The organism is Chitiniphilus purpureus (assembly GCF_025642115.1).
Taxonomy (GTDB): Bacteria; Pseudomonadota; Gammaproteobacteria; order Burkholderiales; family Chitinibacteraceae; genus Chitiniphilus; species Chitiniphilus purpureus.
The window spans coordinates 3767561-3790185 of sequence record NZ_CP106753.1; the positions used below are offsets into that span (position 1 = coordinate 3767561).

Below are 22625 nucleotides of genomic sequence, written 5' to 3' on the forward strand. Positions count from 1 at the left end.
CGCACATGGGTGCGGCAGGGCGACAAGACAAGCCCGGGCCGACGCTCAGTTGGACCCGCGGTAGATCAGGCAGCCATCGAGCACGAATTCGCCGTTGCCCGGCTGCGCACCGGGCGCCACCCGTTCGAACACGAATTTGCGCCCGTCGACCAGCACCCAGGCCGGGATCGGCTGGTTCTGATAGCGGCCGACCGCCTCGTCCGCGCGCACCACCTGCTGCGCCGTCGTCTCGGGCAACGGGGCAGGTGCCTCGTCGTAGCGGGTCTCGTCAGCGGCGGCGGGCATCCGGGCCGCTTCGCCCTCCAGTGGCGGCAGGCTGCGCAGATACCAGCCGAACAACAGTGCCGGCACCAGCACGCGCCGCACCCGCTTCTGGTTGTCCACGATGCAGGCTACGCCGAAACGCTCGCCGCATTGCGGGCAGCGCGCGCTGGCGGCGATCGCCAGATGATCGTCGATCAGGCGGGCGGCGCCCTGCATGTCGCGCGCATTGAGCATATGGCCGCAGCGTACGCAGGGTTTGGAGAACTGGCGGATCTGCTCGCCGTTGCGAAAGCGCACCGGCAGCAGCTGGTTCAGGGGTTTCTTGGGCGACATCGTCATCAAACGCCGGATCACATGGTGGCCAAGCGGCAATCGAGGTTCAATTCAAGGTAATCGGTGGCAAGGCGCAGCAGTTTGACTGTGGCGCCCGCCGGCAATTCCGGCAACCCGGGCACGCGGATCACCAGCGGCGTGCCGTCCACGCGTACCAGGTTTTCCTTGATGACCGTGCAGCTCATCTCGTTCCGGTTCTCCTGCTCCAGATAGCGCAGACACCAGTACCGCTCCATTCTGTCCTGGAATTCGGCATAGGCGGCATACGCGGTGTCAAACGCGCCGATCGCCGCATACAGCTCGGCGTCGTTGCGGCCGAAGCGCGGCTTTTCGTTGCGCAGCAGCGCCAGCAGCTGCTGCTGGTTGATGAAGTCGATCGCGCGGCGCAACGGGGACGAGCTCCAGGCATAGCAGTCCACCCCGAGGCTCAGATGCGGCCCGGGCTGGGTGGTCAGGCGTACCCGCCCGCCACCTTGCGAGCGATACACCGCCGCCACCTCGCCACGCGCCAGATCCTTGCCCCAGGTGCTGTTGACCAGGATGGCCAGTTCCGACACCAGCTTGTCCATCGGCGAACCGCGACGACGCGGCACAATGCGCACCGTCTGGCTGCCGTCCGGCAGTGTATCGACATAGAAGCTGTAGTCCAGCCGCACCGGCGCATTCGGTTCGGCCTTGCCGCGCCGCCCTTCCAGCTCGCCAGCGAAGCGCCACAGATAGTTCAGCTCGGCCTTCCAGGGGTAGTCCTCGCCTTCGTGCTCGTGCCCGGCGGTGGCCTCGTTGAAATAGGGCTCGATCTGGTCATGGCGCAGGTTGGCCACGATGGGCACTTGCTCGATCCGCGTCTGGTGCGAAAGCACATCGAACCCCGGCGACAGCTCCAGGTACAGGCTGATCGCAGGTCGCGCGCCGCCTTCCTTGAGGGTGTACTGCGCCACCAACCCGTCGGGCAGCATCGTGATCTTGTCGCCTGGGAAATAGACTGTCGAGAGGCGCTCGAACACCAGTTTGTCCATCGGCGAACCGGGCGCGATGCCCAGTGTGGGTGCGGCGATATGGATGCCGACCTGGGTGTTGCCGTTCTTGAGTGGCACGATGCTGAACGCGTCGTCGATCTCGGTCGTGGTCGAGTCGTCGATCGAGAACGCCGCGACCTGCGCGAGCGGCAGGTCGGCAGGTGGCGGATAGTCCCCCTCGGCCTGCGCCTCGCGGCCGTTGGGGAAGAACTGGAGCAGGAACCCTTCCAGGAAATAGCGGCCCACATCCGGGATCGCGCCGACCTTGTGCAAAAGACGCAGCGGGCTGGTCTGCGTCGCCTCGGCCGCGGCGGCCAGCGCCTTCCACTCCAGGCCGTTCTTGTCCGGACGATGCAGCAGCTTGTGCAGCACCGGCGCAAACACCTCGGGCAACCCGCCCGCCATCAGCTCGGCCTGCCAGGCGGCCATCTGCTCGGCTTCGCGCTGCTTGCGGGCAAGGCCGGCCAGCGCAGCCTTCAGATTGTCTTCCGGCGCTGCCTTGTAGCGGCCACGGCCCTTCTTGTAGAAATACATCGGTGCGCTGGCAACGCGCAGCAGCACCGCCGCCTGTTGCAAGGCGCCGGCCCCCGCGCCGTAGTATTCGACGGCGATCTCCTCGAAGCCGAATTCATCGGCACCGCAGACCTCCCACAGGAAATCCAGGTCGATCTCGCCGGCGAGTGTCTCGGCTTCCTGCCACAGGGCGGTCGGGTCGGGACGCTCGAACCTGAGCAGCACATTGCTGGCCTTGACCTTGCTGCGCTTGCCGCGCACGTCTTCGACCATCAGGCTGGCCGGTTGCGCTTCCTTGATTGTGGCAACCTTGAAGCCCCCGTCCTCCTCGTACAAAACGTGCATGCCCGACCCTTGCGGAAAAACGGCGGATTATACACCAGCCCCCTGCGATGGTCAGGCTAAAGCGTTGATACACAAGGCTTGCCGGTCGGTATCCGGGCCTGGAAGGCCAGCACCGCACAACGCCGGCGCGGGCAAGGCCGGTCGCGGGACGATGCGTGATCGCGGCGGCTAGTGTGCCTGGTCCAGCCGGTCGGCCGATTGCAGCAGTTGCGAGACTGCGCGCTCGAACAACGGCAGATCCTCGATGAAGCACGCGCGATCGCTGTGCAGCAGCCGCAGGAACAGGCGCAGGCTGATGATGGAAGGTGCCGCCTCGCCGCCCAGGTTGAGGACCAGCCGCTCCCGCGCGAGATCCGGCCAGCTCAGCACCGCCGGCACCGTCTTGCCACCCAGATTGATCTGGACCCCGACACCGCGCTGCAGCTTGGCCAGGACTTCGTCATCCTGGCGCAGCAGCATCTCGTCCTCCTCGGCATCGACCGGTTCGTCCTCGAACAGCCGATCCATCAGGTCCAGCCGCGTCTCCAGCTCGCGGATCGCCTCGTCGAGCAGTTGGCTGTCCGGGCGCGGACGCCCTGCACGCAATGTAGCGCTGGGCACGAACGCCTCTTCGTCCAGACATGCCTCGAAGCGCTCGCGGAAATACGCCAGCGCGGGCACCTGACCCACCACGGTGCTGCGCATCGCCAGCTGGTGCGCATCGAGCAGCCAGGCCAGCAGGGTGCGCCGGGTGTCATCACGCCCCGCCAGTGCCAACCCTTCGCGCAGCACTGCCACCATGCCGGGCAGGATCTGCCGCAGCTGTGTGCGGTCGTCCTCGGTGATCTTGGGAGCGACGCTCCAGACCAGCTCGGGCACCACGCGCCAGAAGCGCAGCGCCTGCGACGGATCGTGCCGCCCGGCGACTTCGATCGCCCGTGGCCAGTCATGGTGTAGGAACTGGTGGAGATAGTCGTCCAACCGGATTTCGCCGATGGCGGCGCCGGTCATCGCAACGATGCGGGCAAACTGCAGCGTGCGGCCCTGGGCGCGGTCGACCGCGTCCAGCGCCGGCGCCACGGTGGCCTCGCTGGCGCGCAATTCGCTCGCGATGAAAGCATCCAGTTCATCCAGCATGCGCGTGAACGAGCTGGCCCCCTCGTCGGGCCGGGCCAGCAAGGCTTCGACGATGCGGCTGATCTCCTCGGCCACCCGCACACCGCTCGGATCGATCTGCTTGAGCCCGAGCGAGATCGACCCGATACGGTTGATCAGCATGCGCACCGGATGATTGCGGCTGGTCAGCAGCGATGCATCCTGCAGTGCCAGCTTGAGCACCGTGAATTGCAGGCGCCCCAGTTGGGCGCGCACTTCGGCCGGCACGGTGGTATCGCGCAGGATGAACTCGAACAGCATCGCGACGATGTCGATGGTCATCTGCTCGCGATCATCGCGCGCCTGTTCGATCAGCGCCTCGCGGTGCGCCAGCAGCCAGTTGCGCGGACGCCCGTCCCCGGAGAGCGCGATGCCGGCATGCGCCTGCTGCAGCTGGCCCAGCGATTGCACCAGCCCGGCTGCGGGCCCCTCCGGCCGGGCCTGCGCGTCCCCCGCCGGCAGGGCACCGGAGAACAGCTTGCGCAGAAACGTGCCGGCACGCTGCGGCCCGGCCAGCCAACCACGGGCCGACCCGGTCGCAGCGGCAGCCCCGGCCCAGCCGGCCGCCGCGGTGCTGCCGGCCGGCGCGAAATCCTCGTCATCCTCGGGCGCCGCCACCAGGTGCACCAGGCGCTCCTCGCGCGCCTCCGGGCCGCTGGGCCAGCCCGCGCCGCCGCTGTACGGCGCGGCCGCGACGAAGTCGCCCGGGGGCGTCTCACCCGGCCCGTCGACCGGCGCTGCACTGCCGGAAAACCCATGCGCCCAGGGGGCGGCCCGCACCTTCACCTGCAACTGCGCCGCAATCCCATGCTGGGCAAACAGCGCGTTGAGCGCTTCATAGATGGGGCAGATCCGCCCGGCCAGGCCCTCACACAGGTCATCGGTCAGCAGACTGGCCACCTCGCGCGAATCGACCAGACCTTCGACGGTATTGGAAATGCAGCGCGACAACAGATAGGGCCGGAACGGGTTCTCCCGCTCCTTCACGTTCTGCTCGCCGAACAGCAGCGCCACGCGGATATTGAGATCGCGCAGCTGGTCCTCGACCTCGTCGCGCAGGTATTTGGTGATGGCATCCAGGCGCAGCTCGTCCTCGATCGCAGCCAAATTGACGAGGGTGAGCGCTTTGCCATCGCTGGAAAAAGACGGCCTGAAGCTGCTGTAGGCGGTCTGGAAGCTGCGGTTGAGCAGCTGCTCCATCTGCTCGACCAGATCGAGGCGCAGCGTCTCGTAGTGGCGCAGCATCACGCTGCGCGCCTCGAACAGCTGGCTCGATTCCTTCATTGACCCGGCAAACTCGGCCTTCTTGAACAAGCGCGCTTCGCTGAGCGGAATCAACTCCGCCAAGAGCTCGGCAAAGCGTTGCAGGAACATGGTGCGGGCCTGTGCCAGCAGGTCATTGCGATCCATCATTGTCCTGTCCTTCGTTGCCCGGCCGGGCCTGCAACCACGCCACCTGGGCGCCGGGTATCAAAGTTCAACCGCATTTATTTAAACAACAAGTCAAACAACAGAAAGAATATTTGTCTGACATCAAGCCAACCACACGGAATAGCGCCTTTTTACTGGCATTCTAGCATGTAAGCATACGCCGGCCGGCTTTCAAGACAGTATTTAGCTTACCGACAAACCCAGCCCAGGCAATACGCCCCCCGGGCCGACCTGCGGCAAGGCCAGATGCACGACGCTTGGACAGGCATAGCCGATCCATGCGGCATTACGGCCTGCAAAACGACGGCCGCACGCCAGCCGGGCAGTATTCGTCGGCACCGCACCCGTACCAGCCACTCGTCAATAGCCGTGCATCCCCGTATGCCGCGGCCGGAATACGCGCATGGGCGCTGCCACAGCGGCACTGGAACACCGCCGCACCATGCCGTTCGTCCCACTGGAATCCGGTTTTTGCATGGGTACCCACAAAACGCAACCAAATGGTTGCATAATTGCCGATATGGACGACGTGTTCAAAGCGCTGGCCGATGCCAGCCGACGACAATTGCTGGACCAACTGCATCAACGCAATGGCCAGACGCTGGGCGAGCTGTGCGAACCACTGGCGATGTCGCGCCAGGCGGTGGCCAAGCATCTGGCCATCCTGGAAGCGGCCAATCTGGTCAGCGTCCATTGGCAGGGCCGCGAGAAGCTGCATTATCTGAATCCGGTACCGCTGCACGAAATCCATGTGCGCTGGATCGGCAAGTTTGAGCAGGCGCAGCTCGCGGCGCTGCACACGCTCAAGACCCGACTGGAGGAATCCACCGATGACTAAGCCAAGCTTCATCTATGTGATCTACATCGCCACCACGCCCGAAAAACTGTGGGAGGCGCTGCTCGATCCGGAGACAACCAAGCGCTACTGGTGCCGGCAGTGCAACGTATCGGACTGGCAGCCCGGCTCGCGCTGGGAGCATCGCGACTACGACCATCCGGAACGGCTCAATCTGGTGGGGTCGGTGCTGGAAAGCGATCCACCACGGCGGCTGGTGTTGAGCTGGGCTGACCCTGAGCATGCGGACAATCCGGACAAGGTATCCCGCGTCACCTTCGAACTGAAGCCGCACGCCCACGAAGTGAAGCTCACCGTGCGGCACGAGGAGCTGGAAGCGGATTCGCCGATGCTACGGGGGATTTCAGACGGCTGGCCCGCCATCCTGTCCAGCCTCAAGACGCTGCTGGAGACCGGCGAACCGCTGCCGCTCACCGCCCACCACTGGAACGATGAGCTTGCCTGCACCCGCGACGGCGCGACAAGCGAGCCGGCGCAAGGCTGAAAACGACAACGGCACCCGCAACGGTGCCGTTGTGCCATGCCATGCGGCCGTGGCCGGGAAGCTGTTGTCAGGCCGGCAGGCGGCGCCGACGCGCTGCCAGCAGCCCGACCAGCCCTAGCCCCATCAACGCATAGGTTTCGGGTTCGGGCACCGGGGAAATAGGCGTAGTCAATGCGCCTATATAGAAACTTGACAAGTGTGCAGATATCGTACTGTCTCGGCTCACAGGGTTATCCAGCAAAGCCAAAGTTGTGAACTGAAACCAGACCCCCACTCGCCCAGCAAATGTGGAATCACTCCCCCACTCGTAATCCGATTTACTTCGATATAAGGTATCAGCGATATAGCTTCCACCTCTACTTCGATAGGAAATCTCTTCGGTAATATCATGGTTCCATCTCCACCTCGAATCCCAACCCCATTTCTCACTACTCATTGCATAGGTATTAATTTTTGCGGTAACACTAGCATGAGCACTGCGCTCATCCAAGGAAGGCTTGAGCTGGCCTTTCCCTCCAAAAGCAACATTCAGACCCGCCACGGAACGCGAAATCGCTCGATTTCCCTTGGCTTCGATCATCATATAATCAGAATTATCCAAAATGGACGATGTATGACCATATCCACTCAGACTGGAGTCTAATATGCTCCCCCTATCTGTCGGAGTAAATACCAGATTGTCGTACTGATCAAGCCTCACATCCAAACCTTGCATAAAACTACTATCCATATTTACGTAATATCGTACATGCTCAGCCTCGATGATAGAGTAGGCCGCATGGACAGCTGTGCCACTCATCAAAAATACCATCACAATCAAATTGTGCAATTTCATTGTGCATGACTCCTTTGAAAAATTCCTGATTAATATCTTTAATCAAACATAGTGGAAGCGCCGCTTATTGGCTTACAAAAACCACAGTGCATTCTATTCAGCGCCAGCATTGCTATAGCGGGTACGGCGCCGCCGCATCGCCAGAACCCCAACGAGCCCCAAGCTCATCAATCCATAAGTCTCAGGCTCAGGAACAGGAGAGACAGGAACAGTCGATACGCCGATATGAAAGCTCGACAAGCGTGCAGACAGCGTGCTATCCCGACTGAGTGGATTAGTCAACACGGCCCAGGTTTGCAATTCGAAATACATCCCTACCCGCCCAGCAAATGAGGACCTCGTCCCCCACTCGTACTCGTCTTTACTGCGAAGCAAAGTATCAGCAGTATAGCTTCCACCACTGTTTTTATAGATGGCTCTTTCGGTGACATCGTAGCCCCGACTCCATCTAAAGTCGCTTTGCCATTCACCGTTCTTGTTCTCAAGCGAATAGGCCTCTATATCAGCAGCAATACTGGCATTTGCCTCTCTAATGTGCTGGGAAAAGGCAGGCTTGAGTTGGCCTGTGCCTCCAAAGGAGTAATCCATACCCATAAAGGTTCGGGATATCTCTCGCCCCCTCTTAGCTTCGGCCATAATAAAATCACTACCGGATCTGAAAATGAAAGATGTGGCGCCATGCCCACGCTGATTGGATTCCAATATGGTCTCCGTCTCGGTGGGTGTAAATACCAAATTGTCTTCTTGATCAAGACTTACGGCCAAACCCTGTATAAATGCATCATCCATATCCACGTAGTAACGTACATTCCGGGCTTCGATGACGTTGTAAGCCGCTTGTACAGCTGCGCTGCTCATCAGCAATCCGATTGCAGTCAATTTCAATAGTCTCATCGCTGTTTCCTTTGGAAAAGCCCGACGAAGGGCAAGCAGTGGTGTTATGCTTTTGTCTAAAATTACTTAGGATTCCTGGATGGCGCACAGCGAAACGAAGCAGCTTAAGTATATTTGGCCAGCACCAATAATTATTGCACCGATAACATTCCAAAAATACTCATTTAGTGCAAGGATTGCCATGTAGTCCTAAGGATATTCAGCCCAAGAATCACTGCTATTGGAGCATAACCTTACACTTAGGCTTTTTCCCGAATATCGATTTAAAAGCAACCATTCCAATCTGGGTTCATGGCAAAGCCCACCTTGAGATAGCGGTCATTTGAAACACGCGTTCCCTGGCTACCACACGGTGCAGCACCCGAGTCATTGCAAGGCTAAGAACGACAGCAGCCCCTGAAAAAGCGCGTCGTCGTACGCCGTTCAGCCCCGGCATAGACAAGGAGGCCTCGTCAGACCGGCCGCCGCCGCCGCATCGCCACCAACCCGACAAGCCCTAGCCCCATCAGCGCGTAGCTCTCCGGTTCGGGGATCGGCGAGACCGGTCTGGTTATTAAACCAACAGAAAAGCTAGGCAAGCGTGCAACTATTGAGCTGTTACGGTCTACAGGGTTAATTAAAGAGGCCGAGGCATATAACTCAATCGAGATTCCCACTCGCCCTGCAAATGTGGAACTCGACCCAAAACCACCTGCCCAACCCATATGGTGCAAGGTTTCGCTGGTATAGCTTTCTCCATTGCTTGCATAAACTCCTTTGGAATAGCTGTACCCCTGCCCCCATCTGTCATCGTATACCCATTTATCATTTTTGTAGGTAAGCGAATTGGCATTCATATAAACGTTGACAGTAGCAAAAGCTGGCTCAGTTGCATCAGCTGCCTGTGGCTTCATCTGGCCCACCCCCCAGTAGGTGAGCTGCGGTGTAATCGTGGAAGCAAAGATACCTTGATCGCCCTTGGCTTCAGCCATTAAAAAATCTTTATGGGTTAACAAACTGGCACCTGTTTTACCATGTCCACGCTGGCTGGCTTCCAGTATGTTCTCTCTATCGGCAGGAGTAAAAACAAGATTACCATAGCTATTAAGGCTGATAGTGAGCCCTTGCATAAAGCCACTATCCATATCCACGTAGTAACGTACTTTCTCGGCTTCGAATACCGTATAAGCTGCTTGCGCAGCTGCGCTGGTCATCAACAAGCTCATCGCGAGCAATTTAAATAGCTTCATTGCTTTTTCCTTTCAATAAATACCGGCAAATGGCAAGGAGTGGTATGCGTGTTTTCTCAAAGCGCTGCGTACTATTTACCAGCCTTCCCTTACAAGCAAGAAGAAAACACTATAAAGTTGGTTGGTGTAGATAAGAATTAGGTTTATGATCTCCTTAAATTAAAAGTCAGCAAATAATAAGATAAAATTTCGAATTATTTAATAACCCAGCAATGTAAAAATTGACACGCCCTACTTATAGCTGTCAAAAATTACTAGAATTTCATTTTTCCTTGCATTATTAGTCAACATTTGGCGGCTTTCCGTGTTTGAGGCTTGTAGCACGAGGCCGTACACAACATGTCGAATTTATGAGTACCGCTGCTCAAAGCCGCGCGGTACTTTGTCAGGGAGCCCGAGTGAAATACCGCTTCATGAACGAACACCGACACCACCATCCGATCACGACGCGGTGTCGGGTACTGCAAGTGGCCCGGGCCGGATTCTACAAATGGCCACAACAGCCGGATTCCAACCACGCCAAGGAACATGCCCGTTTGCTGGCGCTGATCCGGGGTTCCTACGCCGCCAGCGGCGGCGTGTATGGCTCGCGCCGCGTTCTGGGTGATCTGCGCGAAATCGGCGAAGCCTGCGGCAAGCATCGCGTAGCGCAACTCATGCGCCAACCAGATCAAGGCCCAGCGCGGCATAAAGCCCCTCGGCCTATTGCAGGCCGGCCGTGATTGCTGGCGCCCAACCATCTGACCCGCGAGTTAGCCTTGGATACCTTGCTGATGGCCGTTTGGCGACGCAAGCCGCAGGGGCGGGTGCTGGTGCACTCCGATCAGGGTTCGCAGTACGGTGGCGATGACTGGCGGCGTTTCTGCGTGGCGAACAACCTGGAGCCGAGCATGAGCCGACGGGGCAACTGCCAGGACAATGCCTTGGCTGAGAGCTTCTTCCAACTGCTCAAGTGCGAACGGATGGATGCCGCGTAAGACCCACCAAACCGGGAAGAAGCGCGACGTGACATGTTTGATTCCATCCAGCGGTTCCACAACCCGAAGCGTCGGCACGAGACCAGCAATGGGCTATCGCTGGTAGCGTATGAACGACAACATTCCCAACGGCTCGTGAGTGTCCAGGATACCTAGCGGCTGCCGGCCGACGGCCACGAACTGGACGACGCCGCATGTCGGGGTGCCGGATACGTTCGGTGCGCCACAGCAGTGGGCCATGCGGGCGTGCTATAACTGCGCGCATCGTGTCACCGCCGTTCCACGCCATGCCGTCCCGTCGCCGGTTTCTCGCGCTGTTCTTCCTGCTCGCCCTGCTGGTGGCGCTCGACTATGGCTGGCTGTCGTTGACCCGGGCAGTGGATGACCGGACAGGCGATCTGCTGCTGAGCCGGCATGCGGCGCAGCGGCCGGCCTCGCCGCAGGTGGTGATCGTGGATATCGACCAGCGCAGCCTGGAAGCGCTGAACGAGGTGGCCGGCAGCTGGCCGTGGCCGCGCGCCATCCATGCCGAGATGATCGAAATCCTGGCGGCGCAGCGTCCCGCCGCCATCGTGTTCGATGTGCTGTTCAACGAGCCGGATACCTTCCGACCGGACAGCGATGCGCTGTTGCGCGACGTGGCATTGGCGCACCGCAACCTGTATTTCCCTTATGTGCTGCTGGACGACGGGCAGCCGGCGCCGCTGGCGCGGCTGCCCGCCACGCTCGGCATCCGCCAAGGCGCCGGCGCCGTACCGGGCGCCGGCGCACCGCTGCTGCTGCCAGGCGTATTGCCGCCTCAAGCTTGGCGCGGCGGGTTGATCAACTTCGACGCCGATCACGACGGGGTCGGGCGCCACTATCTGATCGACCGCAATCGAAACGGCTGGCTGATTCCGTCCATGCCGGCCCGGGTGGGGCGCGAGCTGGGCTGGAAGGTGCCTGAGACCGCACGGGTACGCCTGAACTGGACGCAGCGCCACCGGCATGTCTCCTTTGCCGACCTGTATTTCGACGCCAACAGTGAGACGCCGCGGCGCCCTGCCGACGAGTTCACCGGCAGGGTCGTGGTGATCGGCACCGCGGCGCCGGGACTGCAGGATCTGCGGCCCACGCCGTTGGGGCAGAACTATCCGGGTGTGGAAATCCTGGCGACTGCGTTGGACAACCTGCAGCACGGGGACTGGCTGCGCGAAGTGCCGCGTGCGGCGTTCGCGCCGCTGGCCCTTGTGCTGTGCACGCTGCTGTGGCTGGGCTTTGCGCGCGGGGTGAACACGCTGTGGCTGGGGCTGGGGCTGTCAGGCGCCACCGCGACGGGCGTGGCGGCGATGACGCTGGCGCTCGATGCCCACGCCTACTGGCCGCTGGCAGGCAGCCTCGTCTGGGCCTGGGTCTACTTCTGGCTGGCGGCACTGGTGGCCTACCTTGGCGAACGGGCCCGGCGCGAGCAGGCGGTGCAACTCTTCGGGCGCTTTCTCGACCAACGCGTGGTGCGCGATCTGGTGGAAAGCGGCCAGATCGATGCGCAGCGCGGAGCGGCAAGCCGGCATGTCTCAGTGCTGTTCTCGGATATCCGGGGCTTCACCTCGCTGTCCGAGACCCGTCCGCCCGAAGAGATCGTCAGCCTGTTGAACCGTTACTTTTCCCGGCAGGTCGAGGTCATCTTCCGCCACGGCGGCACGTTGGATAAATTCATCGGCGACGCCATCATGGCATTCTGGGGCGCGCCGGTGGACGATCCGCAGCATGCCGAACACGCGGTGGCGGCGGCGCTGGAGATGGCGCGCGAGCTGGAAGCGTTCAAGGCCGAACTCGGCGAGCTGGGTGGAAGCTTCGACATCGGCATCGGCATCCACAGCGGCCCGGCGGTGATCGGCTTCATCGGCGCGCAGGCGCGGCTGGACTACACCGCGATCGGCGATACGGTGAACCTCGCCAGCCGCATCGAAGGCGAGACCAAGGGCGTAGCGCGCGTGCTGGTTTCGGAAGCGACGCGCCAGGCATGCGGCGAGCGCTTCGTCTTTGTCGAGCAGGGGCTGCATCGGGTCAAGGGCCGCGAACAGCCGGTGCGCTTGTTCGAACCCCGGTCCGATGCGGCAGCCCACCCCATGGATTCATAGGCATATAGGAAAGGCATCGTGATGAAACTTCCCGCATTGATCCTGGCTGTGGCTGCGCTCGCCGCGGCCGGCAACGCACTGGCCGAGCGCGGACTGCTGATCCGGGCCGCGCCGCTCAAGCAGCAGCCGTTTCTGGATGCCGGCACGGTGGCGCAGCTGCCGGCCAGCAGCCAGGTGGATGTGCTCAAGCGCAAGGGCGCGTGGATGCAGGTGAAAACCGGCGACGGGCGGCAAGGTTGGGTAAAGCTGCTCAACGTGCGCACCGGCGGCGCGCGCGGTGCCGGTGGCGGGCTGGGCACGCTGGGCCAGGTGCTCAGCACCGGCTCATCGGGCACCACGGTCACCACCGGCGTGAAGGGCCTGTCGGCCGAGCAGATCGAAAACGCCAAGCCCAACTACGGCGAGCTGGAGCGGCTCAAACAGTACCGGGTCAGCACGCAAAGTGCCAGCAGCAGCGCCCGCGGCGCCGGGCTGAAGGCGGAGAGCGTGAAATACCTGCCCTACTCGCGCGGCGCGGGTACGCAGGACGATGCGCAAATGCAACGGCGCGGGGGTTGAGCCAATGAAGACCATCACCATCGCGCGCAGCCTGTGCGCACTCGTGCTCGCGGCGGCGCTGCCGGCGTCGGCCCTGGATCTGGGCAAGCTGGTGGACCAGCTCAACGAGAACCCGGAACTGGTCGAGGCCGTGGGCGGCGTGATCCAGAACACCATCGATGCCAATCGCACTGTCGGGCCGAAGGAGGAAGCCACCATCGGCGACGGTCTGGCGGCCAATCTGCTCGGGGCGGCGCCGTTGGTGCGCAACGCCGAGCTGCAGCGCTACGTGAACCAGGTGGGCCAATGGGTGGCGAGCCGCTCGGAGCAACCGGGGATCAACTGGCGCTTCGGGGTGATCGACAGCCCCAACGTCAACGGCTTCGCCACACCCGGCGGCGCCATCTTCATCACCCGCGGCCTCTACCAGCGGCTGCGTGACGAGGCCGAGCTGGCCGGCGTGCTGGCGCACGAGATCAGCCATGTGCTGGCGCGCCACCATATGCGCGCCATCCAGGCCGGCAAGGGCCGCGAAGCGCTGGGCAGCGCACTGCAGGGCTTCATCAGCTACAAGCAGAGCGATGCCCGCCAGCTCGGCGCCAATGCCATCTCGGGCATGTCCGAGGTGTTCGTGCGCGGGCTGGACAAGGATGACGAGCATGAGGCCGACATCCGCGGCATGGTGTTGTCGGCACGCGCCGGCTACAACCCATATGCGTTGGTCTCGGTGCTGCAGACGCTCTCGCAGATCAATCCCGCCGACAGCACGGTGCAACTGATGTTCAGCACGCACCCGTCGCCCGGTGAGCGGCTCAACAAGATCGACCAGATCGTGGGCGACCGGCTGGAGCGCTACAGCGACGGCGTGCAGGCAACCTCGCGCTTTTACCCGGCGCGTTAGCGCGGCGCCGCAGCTGATCGCCCCCGGGACGGCTGCCCGGCATGCCAGCACGGTATGCCGGGCAGCCGCGGCAACGGCCCCACGCTGCCGCAGCCTGCCCGTAAGCGCCGTATAATCGCCGGATGCTGTCGCGCCAGCCGGCGCGCCCACCGGAGCCTGCATGCAACCCTATTCCATCCGCCGCGAACGGCTGGCTGCGCGCCTCGCCCCCGGCATCGTCATCCTGCCCACCGCGCCGGAAGTGGCGCGCAATGCCGATACCACCTACCCGTACCGTTTCGACTCCAGCTTCCACTACCTGACCGGGTTTGCCGAGCCTGAAGCGGTGCTGGTGCTGCTGATCGACGGCGAGGGGCACGAGGCGGTGCTGTTCTGCCGCGACAAGGACCTCGAGCGCGAGATCTGGGACGGCTATCGCCATGGTCCCGCCGCGGCCGCCGAGCGCTTCGGCTTTGCGCGCGCCTACGGCTACGCGACGCTGGACGAGGAGATGGTCAGGCTGCTTGCCAACCAGCCGCGTATCCACACCCTGTTCGGCGTGAACGCCGATTGGGATGCACGCATCGCCAAGTGGGTGAACGCGGTGCGTGCCCAGGCGCGCGCCGGCGTGAGCGCGCCTGGCGAAATCCATGATGTGCGCAGTGCCATCGACGAGATGCGGCTGTTCAAGGACGAACATGAACTGGGCATCATGCGCGAAGCCGCGCGCATCAACTGCGGTGCGCATATCCGCGCCATGCTGGCCGCCCGGCCCGGCCTGCCCGAATATGCCGTCGAAGCCGAGCTGCTGCACGAGTTCTACCGCCACGGCAGTCGCTTTCCGGCCTACGGCAGCATCGTCGCCAGCGGCCCCAATGCCTGCGTGCTGCATTACGTGGAAAATGACCGCGTGCTGGTCGATGGCGACCTGTTGCTGATCGACGCCGGCTGCGAATACCAGGGCTACGCCAGCGATATCACACGGACCTTCCCGGTGAACGGCCGCTTCAGCGGGCCGCAGAAGGCGGTGTACGAACTGGTGCTGGCCGCGCACGCCGCCGCCCTGGCCCAGGCGCGCCCGGGTCTGCCGTGGCATGCCATGCACGACGCCGCGGTGCGGGTGCTCGCCCAGGGCCTCGTGGACCTGAAGCTGCTCTCCGGTTCACTCGACGCGGTGCTGGAACAGGAAAGCTACCGGCAGTTCTACATGCACCGCACCGGCCACTGGCTGGGGATGGACGTGCACGACGTGGGGGCCTACAAGGTGGCGGGCCAGTGGCGCGAACTTGCACCGGGCATGGTGTTCACCGTGGAGCCGGGGTTGTACATCCGGCCGGCCGCCAACGTGCCACCCGAATTCGAGCACATCGGCGTGCGGATCGAGGATGACGTGGCCATTACCGCAGACGGCCATGAGGTGCTGACCGACGCCTGCCCACGCAGCGTGGCGGCGATCGAGGCACTGCTGGCACAGCGGCACTGACACGGACACCCCCATGCACGCTCCCCCCCTTGCCGACCATATCGACATCGCCATCGTCGGCGGCGGCCCGGTCGGCGCGCTGCTGGCCGCCCGCCTCGCCCGCACCGGGCACCGCGCCCTGCTGCTGGAAGCCCGCACCGGGGTGGAGGCCGACCCGCGCGCACTGGCGCTCTCGCATGCCAGCCGCGAAGCACTGGAATCCCTGGGCCTGTGGGACGACGCAGCGCTCCAGGCCACCGCCATCGAGCAGGTGCACGTTTCGCAGGCCGGCAGTCTGGGCCGGGTGCGACTCTGCGCATCCGAACTGGGCTTGCCGGCACTGGGCTACGTGGTCGGCTACGCCGCGCTGGCCGGCACCGCGCAGCAACGGCTGCAGGCGCGGGGCTGTGCCGTGGCCCTGGGGTGCCGGGTGGAAGCGATACGCCGGCTGACGCGCTTTGCCGAGCTGCGCCTCACCACCCCCACCGGGCCGCATACGCTGACCTGCCGGCTGGTGGTCCTGGCCGACGGCGGTGGTCTGGTCGAGCAGCTCGACGATGTGGCGCGTCAGGTCAAGCCCTATGCCCAGCACGCCGTGCTCGCCACGCTGACCCCGAACACGTCGCATCACGGCATCGCCCATGAGCGCTTTGCCGACGACGGCCCGCTGGCGCTGCTGCCACGCGGCCGCGATTTCAATCTGGTCTGGACGCAGACCCCGGAAGCGGCAGAGGCACGCCTGGCGCTGTCGGACCAGGACTTCCTGGCCGAGATCGGTGCCCGGCTGGGCGGGAGGGTGGCCGGTTTCAGCGCGGTCGGGCCGCGCGCCAGCTTTGCGTTGGCACTCAAGACACTCGACCGGGTGGTCGCACGGCGTGTCGCGCTGATCGGCAACGCGGCGCAGACGCTGCATCCGGTCGCAGGACAGGGCCTGAACCTGGGATTGCGCGATGCCGCGACGCTGGCCGACGTGCTGTGCGCGGTCGGCCCGGCTCATCTGGGCGAGCCCGAGACACTGGCCCGCTATGCACGGCTGCGACGCAAGGACGCAGGTCTTGTCACCGCGTTCACCGACAGCCTGATCACCCTGTTCGACTCGCCCGCGCCCTGGCTCAAGCACGGCCGCAGCCTGGGCCTGCTGGCATTGGACCAGATCGCGCCGTTGCGGCGCGGTTTTGCGGCACGCATGGTATACGGCGCACGCTGATCCGCAGGGCGCCACCCCGGCAGGAAGCTCAGCACATGGCATATCCGGCAGATGCGCGCGGGTTCGGCGACAACAGGGCATCGGGCGGGCGCAGTGCCGGCCGACGAGCTGCCTGGCGCTGTCGACGAGGCCCAGTGCAACGACACACAGGCTACGCCATGCGCAAGACCGCCTTGCTGCTCTTCCTTCCCCTTGGCCTGACCCGGGCCGAGGAAGCGCCATTGCTGCTCACCTACCCGGACAAGCCGCCGTTCTACTACACCGACAGCCAGGGCCGGCCCGCAGGCTTCCTGCTGCGCCAGACCCAGGCCATGCTGTCCGCGGCCGGGATCGCCGCGCGCTACGAGTTCCGCCCCCCGAAGCGCGCACTGCAGGAGATCGGATACGGCGGGCAGCCCATGTGCTCGATCGGCTGGTTCAAGACGCCGGAGCGGTTGCGCCTTGGCTGGTTTTCCAACGCCCTGTACCGCGATCCGCCGATGCTCGTGGTCACCCGGAGCACGCTGGTGGAGCAGCTCAGGCGCCACGGCAATGCCGCCAGGCTGCTGACCGACCCCAAACTCATGCCGGGCCTGATCGCGAGCTTCGCCTACGGTACCTATCTGGATGGCCTGCTGGCGGCGCGTGGCGCGCAGGTGGACCGCAGCGCGCAGAACCCGGCACAGAATCTTGCGATGGTGGCGCGCGGGCGGGTGGACTACGCCTTTTTCGACCCGAGCGAATTCGACTACTGGCAACGTCAGCCCATCCTGCGGCAATACAACGTGGCGGCGCTCCCGCTGCCGGACCTGCCTGCCGGCAACGCGCGCCACCTGCTATGCAGCCACCAGGTGCCGGCAACGCTGCTGGACCGCCTCAATCAGGCCATCGCCACCGCACATGCCGCCAACCCGGCACATCCGCGTTAGCCTCGTGCCGGTCAGGCGGCCCACGGCGTCTGGTCGGACCTCATCCGGCGCGGGGAATGGCAGGCTGCCCCTGTTGGCCAGCCGCCCCGGGGCATGCCTTGGCATGGGGGGCGACAGCCATGCCGCCGCAGCGCCGCTCCGCCCCCATCGGACAACCGGCCTACTACGGCGGATCCTTGAGCCGGGTGCGCGATACGCCAGCCAGGATGCCGACCCCCAGCAATACCACCCCACCGACCACGATCCAGTGCAGTGCGATGCCGGCCAGATGGGCGCCGTAGCCCAGCCCGAGGATGGCCAGCACCACGCCGATCAGGAACAAACCGAACGAAGACATTTCTCCCTCCTTGTGATGGTTGCACGTTCAGCTTCAGTAAAAACCGGGTGCACGGAGACAGCGCTGGAACTATTGCCGCGGCATGACAGCCCACCGCCGGATTGACAGCCGCAGGCGCGCCCCTTAAATGGACCAACCCGTCGATCAATCATTTGCCCCCATGCACCCAATCGCTCCGGAAAGACACGCGATGCGGCAGCGGCAGCCCCCCGCTGCCGCCGTGCCGCATGTTGCCCGCAACCGCCCTCATCGGGCCCGCACCATGCGGCGCTGCGGCAAGGCCGGGGTGAGCCTGGGCTGGTCGTTCCACGGGGTATGCAGCCAGCAGGCCCCGATCGAGGCCAGCGCCGGCCGGATACGACTGCCAGGCAATCCGGCCGGCCGGATCGCACTCGACCCCGCCCACAACGCCAGGCACAGCGTGGCGTTGCTGTGCCCCCTGCTGATGCGCCGATTGCGGGCCGGCCGATGAGTCCCTCCGCCACTGCGCCGCAGGCGGACGGACGCCTGCTGGAAGTGGATGCGCTGCGCGGCTTTGCGCTGCTGGGCATCCTGGTGGTGAACATCACCGCGTTCGCCTCGGCCTACTACGGGCTGGGCGTGCCCGATCCGGGCTTTGGCCGTCCGCTCGATCTGGCCGTGCGCGCGCTGGTGTCGCTGCTGTTCGAAACCAAGTTCTACCTGCTGTTCTCGTTCCTGTTCGGCTACAGCTTCACGCTGCAGCTGGCCTCGGCCGAACGCGCCCGGGTGGCGTTCGTGCCACGCTTTCGCCGCCGGCTGATGGGGCTTGCCGTACTGGGCGCGCTGCATGCGGTGTTGCTGTACTACGGCGACATCCTGCTCATCTATGCGCTGCTTGGCGCGCTGCTGCTGCAACTGCGCCATCTGGCGCCGCAATCGGCGCTGCGCATCGCCGTGGCGCTGGTGCTGACCAGTGCAGCGGCGTGGTTGCTGATCGGACTGGCGATCACGCTGGCCGGACAACAGCTGGACCTGCCCGCGCTGCTGGCGCAGGCGCAACGGGCGACGCTGGCGTATCGCGGCGATGCCGCGGACGTGATCGCCCAGCGCTGGCGCGAGCTGACCGAGGACGTCTGGTTCGTGGTGGTGTTCGTCCAGGGCCCCTCGGCGCTGGCGATGTTCCTGGCGGGCCTTGCCGCGGGCAAGCTGCATGCGCTCTCCGCCCTGCCCGGCCGCCCCACGGTACTGTGGCGCATCGTGCTGGGCTGCCTGCCGCCGGGGCTCGCCGGTGCGCTCTGCTACAGCTATGGATCATTGTGGCTGGGCAGCAGCGGCCTTGCGCTGGTGGCGTTGGGGATCGGGCTGGCCACCGCGCCACTGCTGAGTGCAAGCTATGTGGCCATGCTGCTGCTGGCAGTGCGTACCGGGCCGGGACGGCGGCTGGCGGCACGGCTGGCGCCGCTGGGGCAGATGGCGCTGAGCAATTACCTGCTGCAATCGCTGCTGTGCGCCTTCATCTTCACCGGCTACGGGCTGGGCCTGATCGGCCACCTGGCACCGCTGCCGGTGTTGCTGCTGGCGCTGACGATCTACGCGGCCCAACTGCCGCTGAGCGCCTGGTGGATGCGCCGGCATGCCTATGGCCCGGTCGAATGGCTGCTGCGGGCAGTCACCTATGCACAATGGCCGGCATGGCGGCGTCCGCTGCCGGATGGTGATGTGGCGCGCTGAAGCCCGCTCAGGGCAGAATTGCCGCTCCATGCCCCGCGCAGGCCCTGCACCATAGGCAGGCGTGCCTTGTCGCCGCGTTCAACGGTTCAACGGAGCCCCGCTGCCCCATGCTCAAACATAGCCTGCGCACCCTGTTCGCCACTTGGCTGGCCGGGCTGTTCGCCCTGCTGCCGCTGACGGTGACCCTGGCGCTGGTCAGCTGGGTCATCAGCCTCATCAACCGCTTTATCGGGCCGGACAGCCTGATCGGCGGGCTGTTCGCCACGCTCGGCCAGCCCTTTGCCAGCAATCCGTATCTGGCCTATCTGAGCGGCACGCTGCTGCTGATCGTCGCCATCTATCCACTTGGGGTGGCAGTGCAATCCGGCCTGCGGCGGCCGCTGGCAAAACTGGTGGACATGACCCTGCGCCGCATTCCTTTGATCGGCAGCCTCTACAACCTGGCGGACCGCTTTGTCGCCCTGCTGGACCAGAAACAGGAAGCGGACATCGGCGCCATGAGCCCAGTGTGGTGCTTTTTCGGTGGCGAGGGCGTGGCAGTGCTGGCACTGCTGCCCAACCCCGAGCCGGTCGAGCTGGATGGGCGCATCTACCACGCGATACTGGTCCCGACCGCCCCGGTCCCGATCGGCGGCGGCCTGCTGTACGTGCCGGCCGACTGGATCCGGCCGGCGCAGATCGGCGTGGACAAGCTCACCAGCATCTATGTGTCGATGGGCATCACCCCACCGCCGGCGCTGCGCGGTGGCAGGATGCCGACGGCCTCACCGGTGATCCTGACCGATTGAGCCCAGGCAACCCAAGCACCGCCCTGCTCATGGCCAGGCCACGATGCCACGGTCACACGCGCCATAACCCGTGGCGACGGGGCCAGGCACCGGTAGCGCCCGCCCCTCGGTCAGCGCCGCACGCGCTGCGCGCACGGCCTGCAGCATATGGGCCAACGCCGCCTCGGCCTCGGGCCAGCTGCGCGTCTTCAGGCCGCAATCGGGGTTGATCCACAGGCGCTCGGCCGGCAGCACGGCGAGCGCCTTGCCGATCAGCCGCAGCATCTCGACCACTGGTGGCACCCGTGGGCTATGGATGTCGTACACCCCCGGCCCGATGCCGTTCGGATAGGCGAAGCTGCCGAAGGCGTCGAGCAGTTCCATGTCCGAGCGGCTGGTTTCCAGGGTGATCACGTCGGCATCCAGCGCCGCGATGGCCGGCAGGATGTCATTGAACTCCGAGTAGCACATATGGGTGTGGATCTGGGTGCTGTCTGCGACCCCGCAGGAGGCGATGCGGAACGCGCGCCCGGCCCATTCCAGGTAGGCGTCCCACTCGCCGCGATGCAACGGCAGCCCTTCGCGGAACGCCGGTTCGTCGATCTGGATCACCCGGATGCCGGCGGCCTCCAGGTCCGCCACCTCATCGCGGATCGCCAGCGCAAGCTGCAGGCAGGTCTGCTCGCGCGGCTGGTCGTCGCGCACGAACGACCATTGCAGCAGGGTCACCGGGCCGGTGAGCATGCCCTTCATCGGCTTGGTCGTAAGCGACTGCGCATAGCGGCTCCAGGCCACGGTCATTGCCTTGGGGCGCATCACATCGCCAAAGAGGATGGGCGGCTTGACGCAGCGGCTGCCATAGCTTTGCACCCAGCCGAAGCGGGTGAAGGCGAAACCGGAGAGCTGCGTGGCGAAGTATTCGACCATGTCGTTGCGCTCGGCTTCGCCATGCACCAGCACGTCCAGCCCCAGCGCCTCCTGCCGCTGCACCGCCTTGCGGATCTCGGCCTGCATCGCCGCGGTGTAGTCGGCCTCGGACAGTTCGCCCCGCCGGCAGGCGGCACGTGCGGCACGGATGCCGTCGGTCTGCGGGAACGAGCCCACGGTAGTGGTCGGCAGCAATGGCAGCTTCAGCCAGGCTCGCTGCGCCGTGGCGCGCAGCGGGTAGGGGCTGGCGCGGCAGGCATCCTCTGCCGTCAGCGCCGCGACCCGCGCCTTGACTGCGAGGTTGTGGATACGGCGCGAGATCCGGCGGCGCCTGGCCACCGCGTCGCTGGCCGCCAGTTGCGGTGCCACCGCCGCATGGCCGTGCCGCAGCGCGCGCCGCAGCACCGCCACCTCGCCAAGCTTCTGCCTGGCGAAGGCCAGCCAGCCGTGCAGTTCGCCATCGAGTGCGTCCTCCGCATCCAGATCCACCGGGCAGTGCAGCAGCGAGCAGCTGCTGGCGATCCACAGCTGCCCGCCCAGCTGAGCGTGCGCCGCCTCCAGCTGCGCGAGCCTTGCCGACAGGTCGGCCGCCCAGATGTTGCGGCCGTCGATCACCCCGGCCGAGAGCACCTTGTGCTGCGGCCATCCGGCAAGGAAGGCGTCCAGCTGCTGCGGCGCGCACACCAGGTCCAGGTGCACCCCGGCCACCGGCAGTGCCTTGAGCAGATCGGCATGCCCGGCTGCACTGCCGAAATAGCTCGCCAGCAGCAGCTTCACGCCGCATGACGCGAGCTCCCGGTACACCGGTTCGAACGCCGCTGCCCAGGCCGGATCGAGCGCCAGCCCGAGGATGGGCTCGTCCAGCTGCACCCAGGCCACACCCTGTGCCACCAGCCGCTCCAGGATGCGGCGGTACGCGGGCACCACGCGCGCGGCGAAGCCAAGCTTGTCGAGCCCGGGACGCCTGGCCTTGGCCAGGTGCAGGAACGACAGCGGCCCGAGCAGCACCGGCTTGACCGTGTGGCCATGCGCGCGTGCTTCGTCGATCTCGTCGAAGAACCAGTCGATGCCGCCGTCGAAGCGGGTGTGATCGTCCAGTTCCGGGACCAGATAGTGGTAGTTGGTGTCGAACCACTTGGTCATTTCCAGCGCCGGCTGCGCGGCGTTGCCACGCGCCAGTTCGAAGTACTGCCCAAGGGTGAGCGCACGGGCGTCGAAGCCGAAGCGGGCCGGCAGCGCGCCCAGCAGCGCGGCGGTACTGAGCACCTGGTCATACCAGGCGAAATCGCCCACTGCCACGCAGTCCAGCCCCGCCTCGCGCTGCCAGTCCCAGTGCTGGCGCCGCAGGCGCGAGCCGACCGCGGCAAGCTCGGCCTCGCCGATCTCGCCACGCCAGAACGCTTCCAGCGCGAACTTGAGTTCCCGATGCCGCCCAATGCGTGGAAAGCCAAGAACATGAGCCACTGTCATTGCAAAC

General features: G+C 64.5%; 19 protein-coding genes and 1 pseudogene. 12 read left to right on the top strand and 8 right to left on the bottom strand.

Going from position 1 to position 22625, the window contains the following annotated elements; genetic code table 11:
* Positions 1–45: 45 nt before the first annotated feature.
* The 3 genes from N8I74_RS17475 to N8I74_RS17485 form a co-directional block, all read right to left on the bottom strand.
* Entirely contained in the window at positions 46–597 is a 552-nt protein-coding gene (locus tag N8I74_RS17475; RefSeq protein WP_263124461.1) for a hypothetical protein, read from the bottom strand.
* A gap of 17 nt (positions 598–614) precedes the next feature.
* Positions 615–2471 (bottom strand): ribonuclease catalytic domain-containing protein, encoded by a 1857-nt coding sequence (locus N8I74_RS17480; protein WP_263124462.1) that lies wholly within the window; start codon positions 2469–2471, stop codon positions 615–617.
* Positions 2472–2639: 168 nt separating this feature from the next.
* Entirely contained in the window at positions 2640–5018 is a 2379-nt protein-coding gene (locus tag N8I74_RS17485; RefSeq protein WP_263124464.1) for a DUF1631 domain-containing protein, read from the bottom strand.
* Between the two features lie 421 nt (positions 5019–5439).
* Here N8I74_RS17485 and N8I74_RS17490 point away from each other — a divergent pair, with 421 nt between their 5' ends.
* Positions 5440–5874, top strand: coding sequence for an ArsR/SmtB family transcription factor (locus tag N8I74_RS17490; protein ID WP_263124465.1), 435 nt, complete (start codon positions 5440–5442; stop codon positions 5872–5874).
* Positions 5867–6376 (top strand): SRPBCC family protein, encoded by a 510-nt coding sequence (locus tag N8I74_RS17495; RefSeq protein WP_263124466.1) that lies wholly within the window; start codon positions 5867–5869, stop codon positions 6374–6376. The genes N8I74_RS17490 and N8I74_RS17495 overlap by 8 nt, the downstream gene beginning before the upstream one ends.
* Before the next feature lie 67 nt (positions 6377–6443).
* Here the strand turns inward: N8I74_RS17495 and N8I74_RS17500 are convergent, their stop codons facing one another.
* The 3 genes from N8I74_RS17500 to N8I74_RS17510 all read right to left on the bottom strand — a co-directional run bounded on the left by N8I74_RS17500 (position 6444) and on the right by N8I74_RS17510 (position 9334).
* Positions 6444–7211, bottom strand: a complete 768-nt coding sequence (locus N8I74_RS17500) for a PEP-CTERM sorting domain-containing protein (protein ID WP_263124467.1) — start codon at positions 7209–7211, stop codon at positions 6444–6446.
* Positions 7212–7304: 93 nt separating this feature from the next.
* On the bottom strand, positions 7305–8105 hold the full coding sequence (locus N8I74_RS17505; protein WP_263124468.1) for a PEP-CTERM sorting domain-containing protein: 801 nt from the start codon (positions 8103–8105) through the stop codon (positions 7305–7307).
* Positions 8106–8557: 452 nt separating this feature from the next.
* Positions 8558–9334 carry a PEP-CTERM sorting domain-containing protein gene (locus tag N8I74_RS17510; RefSeq protein ID WP_263124469.1) on the bottom strand — a complete coding sequence of 259 codons (777 nt, stop codon included), beginning with the start codon at positions 9332–9334 and terminating at the stop codon, positions 8558–8560.
* Between the two features lie 365 nt (positions 9335–9699).
* Here N8I74_RS17510 and N8I74_RS17515 point away from each other — a divergent pair.
* The 7 genes and pseudogenes from N8I74_RS17515 to N8I74_RS17545 form a co-directional block, all read left to right on the top strand.
* Positions 9700–10467: pseudogene (locus N8I74_RS17515) on the top strand (DDE-type integrase/transposase/recombinase); the annotation flags it as partial.
* A 131-nt stretch (positions 10468–10598) separates the two neighbouring features.
* Positions 10599–12431, top strand: coding sequence for an adenylate/guanylate cyclase domain-containing protein (locus N8I74_RS17520; protein ID WP_263124470.1), 1833 nt, complete (start codon positions 10599–10601; stop codon positions 12429–12431).
* 21 nt (positions 12432–12452) lie between these two features.
* Positions 12453–12989 (top strand): SH3 domain-containing protein, encoded by a 537-nt coding sequence (locus N8I74_RS17525; RefSeq protein ID WP_333783026.1) that lies wholly within the window; start codon positions 12453–12455, stop codon positions 12987–12989.
* A 4-nt stretch (positions 12990–12993) separates the two neighbouring features.
* On the top strand, positions 12994–13869 hold the full coding sequence (locus tag N8I74_RS17530; RefSeq protein WP_263124472.1) for a M48 family metalloprotease: 876 nt from the start codon (positions 12994–12996) through the stop codon (positions 13867–13869).
* Positions 13870–14029: 160 nt separating this feature from the next.
* Positions 14030–15331, top strand: a complete 1302-nt coding sequence (gene pepP, locus N8I74_RS17535; RefSeq protein ID WP_263124473.1) for a Xaa-Pro aminopeptidase — start codon at positions 14030–14032, stop codon at positions 15329–15331.
* 13 nt (positions 15332–15344) lie between these two features.
* Entirely contained in the window at positions 15345–16517 is a 1173-nt protein-coding gene (locus N8I74_RS17540; RefSeq protein WP_263124474.1) for an FAD-dependent monooxygenase, read from the top strand.
* A 134-nt stretch (positions 16518–16651) separates the two neighbouring features.
* Positions 16652–17425, top strand: coding sequence for a substrate-binding periplasmic protein (locus N8I74_RS17545; RefSeq protein WP_263124476.1), 774 nt, complete (start codon positions 16652–16654; stop codon positions 17423–17425).
* Positions 17426–17588: 163 nt separating this feature from the next.
* Here the strand turns inward: N8I74_RS17545 and N8I74_RS17550 are convergent, their stop codons facing one another.
* A complete protein-coding gene (locus tag N8I74_RS17550) occupies positions 17589–17762 on the bottom strand; it encodes a hypothetical protein (protein ID WP_263124477.1) in 174 nt (57 codons plus the stop codon).
* A gap of 160 nt (positions 17763–17922) precedes the next feature.
* Between N8I74_RS17550 and N8I74_RS17555 the strand changes: the two genes are divergently transcribed.
* The 3 genes from N8I74_RS17555 (at position 17923) to N8I74_RS17565 (ending at position 20242) form a co-directional block, all read left to right on the top strand.
* A complete protein-coding gene (locus N8I74_RS17555; protein ID WP_263124478.1) occupies positions 17923–18234 on the top strand; it encodes a hypothetical protein in 312 nt (103 codons plus the stop codon).
* Positions 18231–19454, top strand: a complete 1224-nt coding sequence (locus N8I74_RS17560; protein WP_263124479.1) for a DUF418 domain-containing protein — start codon at positions 18231–18233, stop codon at positions 19452–19454. The genes N8I74_RS17555 and N8I74_RS17560 overlap by 4 nt, the downstream gene beginning before the upstream one ends.
* A 107-nt stretch (positions 19455–19561) precedes the next feature.
* Positions 19562–20242 carry a DUF502 domain-containing protein gene (locus tag N8I74_RS17565; protein WP_263124480.1) on the top strand — a complete coding sequence of 227 codons (681 nt, stop codon included), beginning with the start codon at positions 19562–19564 and terminating at the stop codon, positions 20240–20242.
* Positions 20243–20269: 27 nt separating this feature from the next.
* On the opposite strand, the gene metE is transcribed toward N8I74_RS17565, so the two are convergent.
* Complete coding sequence (gene metE / locus N8I74_RS17570) at positions 20270–22618, bottom strand: 5-methyltetrahydropteroyltriglutamate--homocysteine S-methyltransferase (protein ID WP_263124481.1); 2349 nt, start codon at positions 22616–22618, stop codon at positions 20270–20272.
* Positions 22619–22625 lie beyond the last annotated feature (7 nt).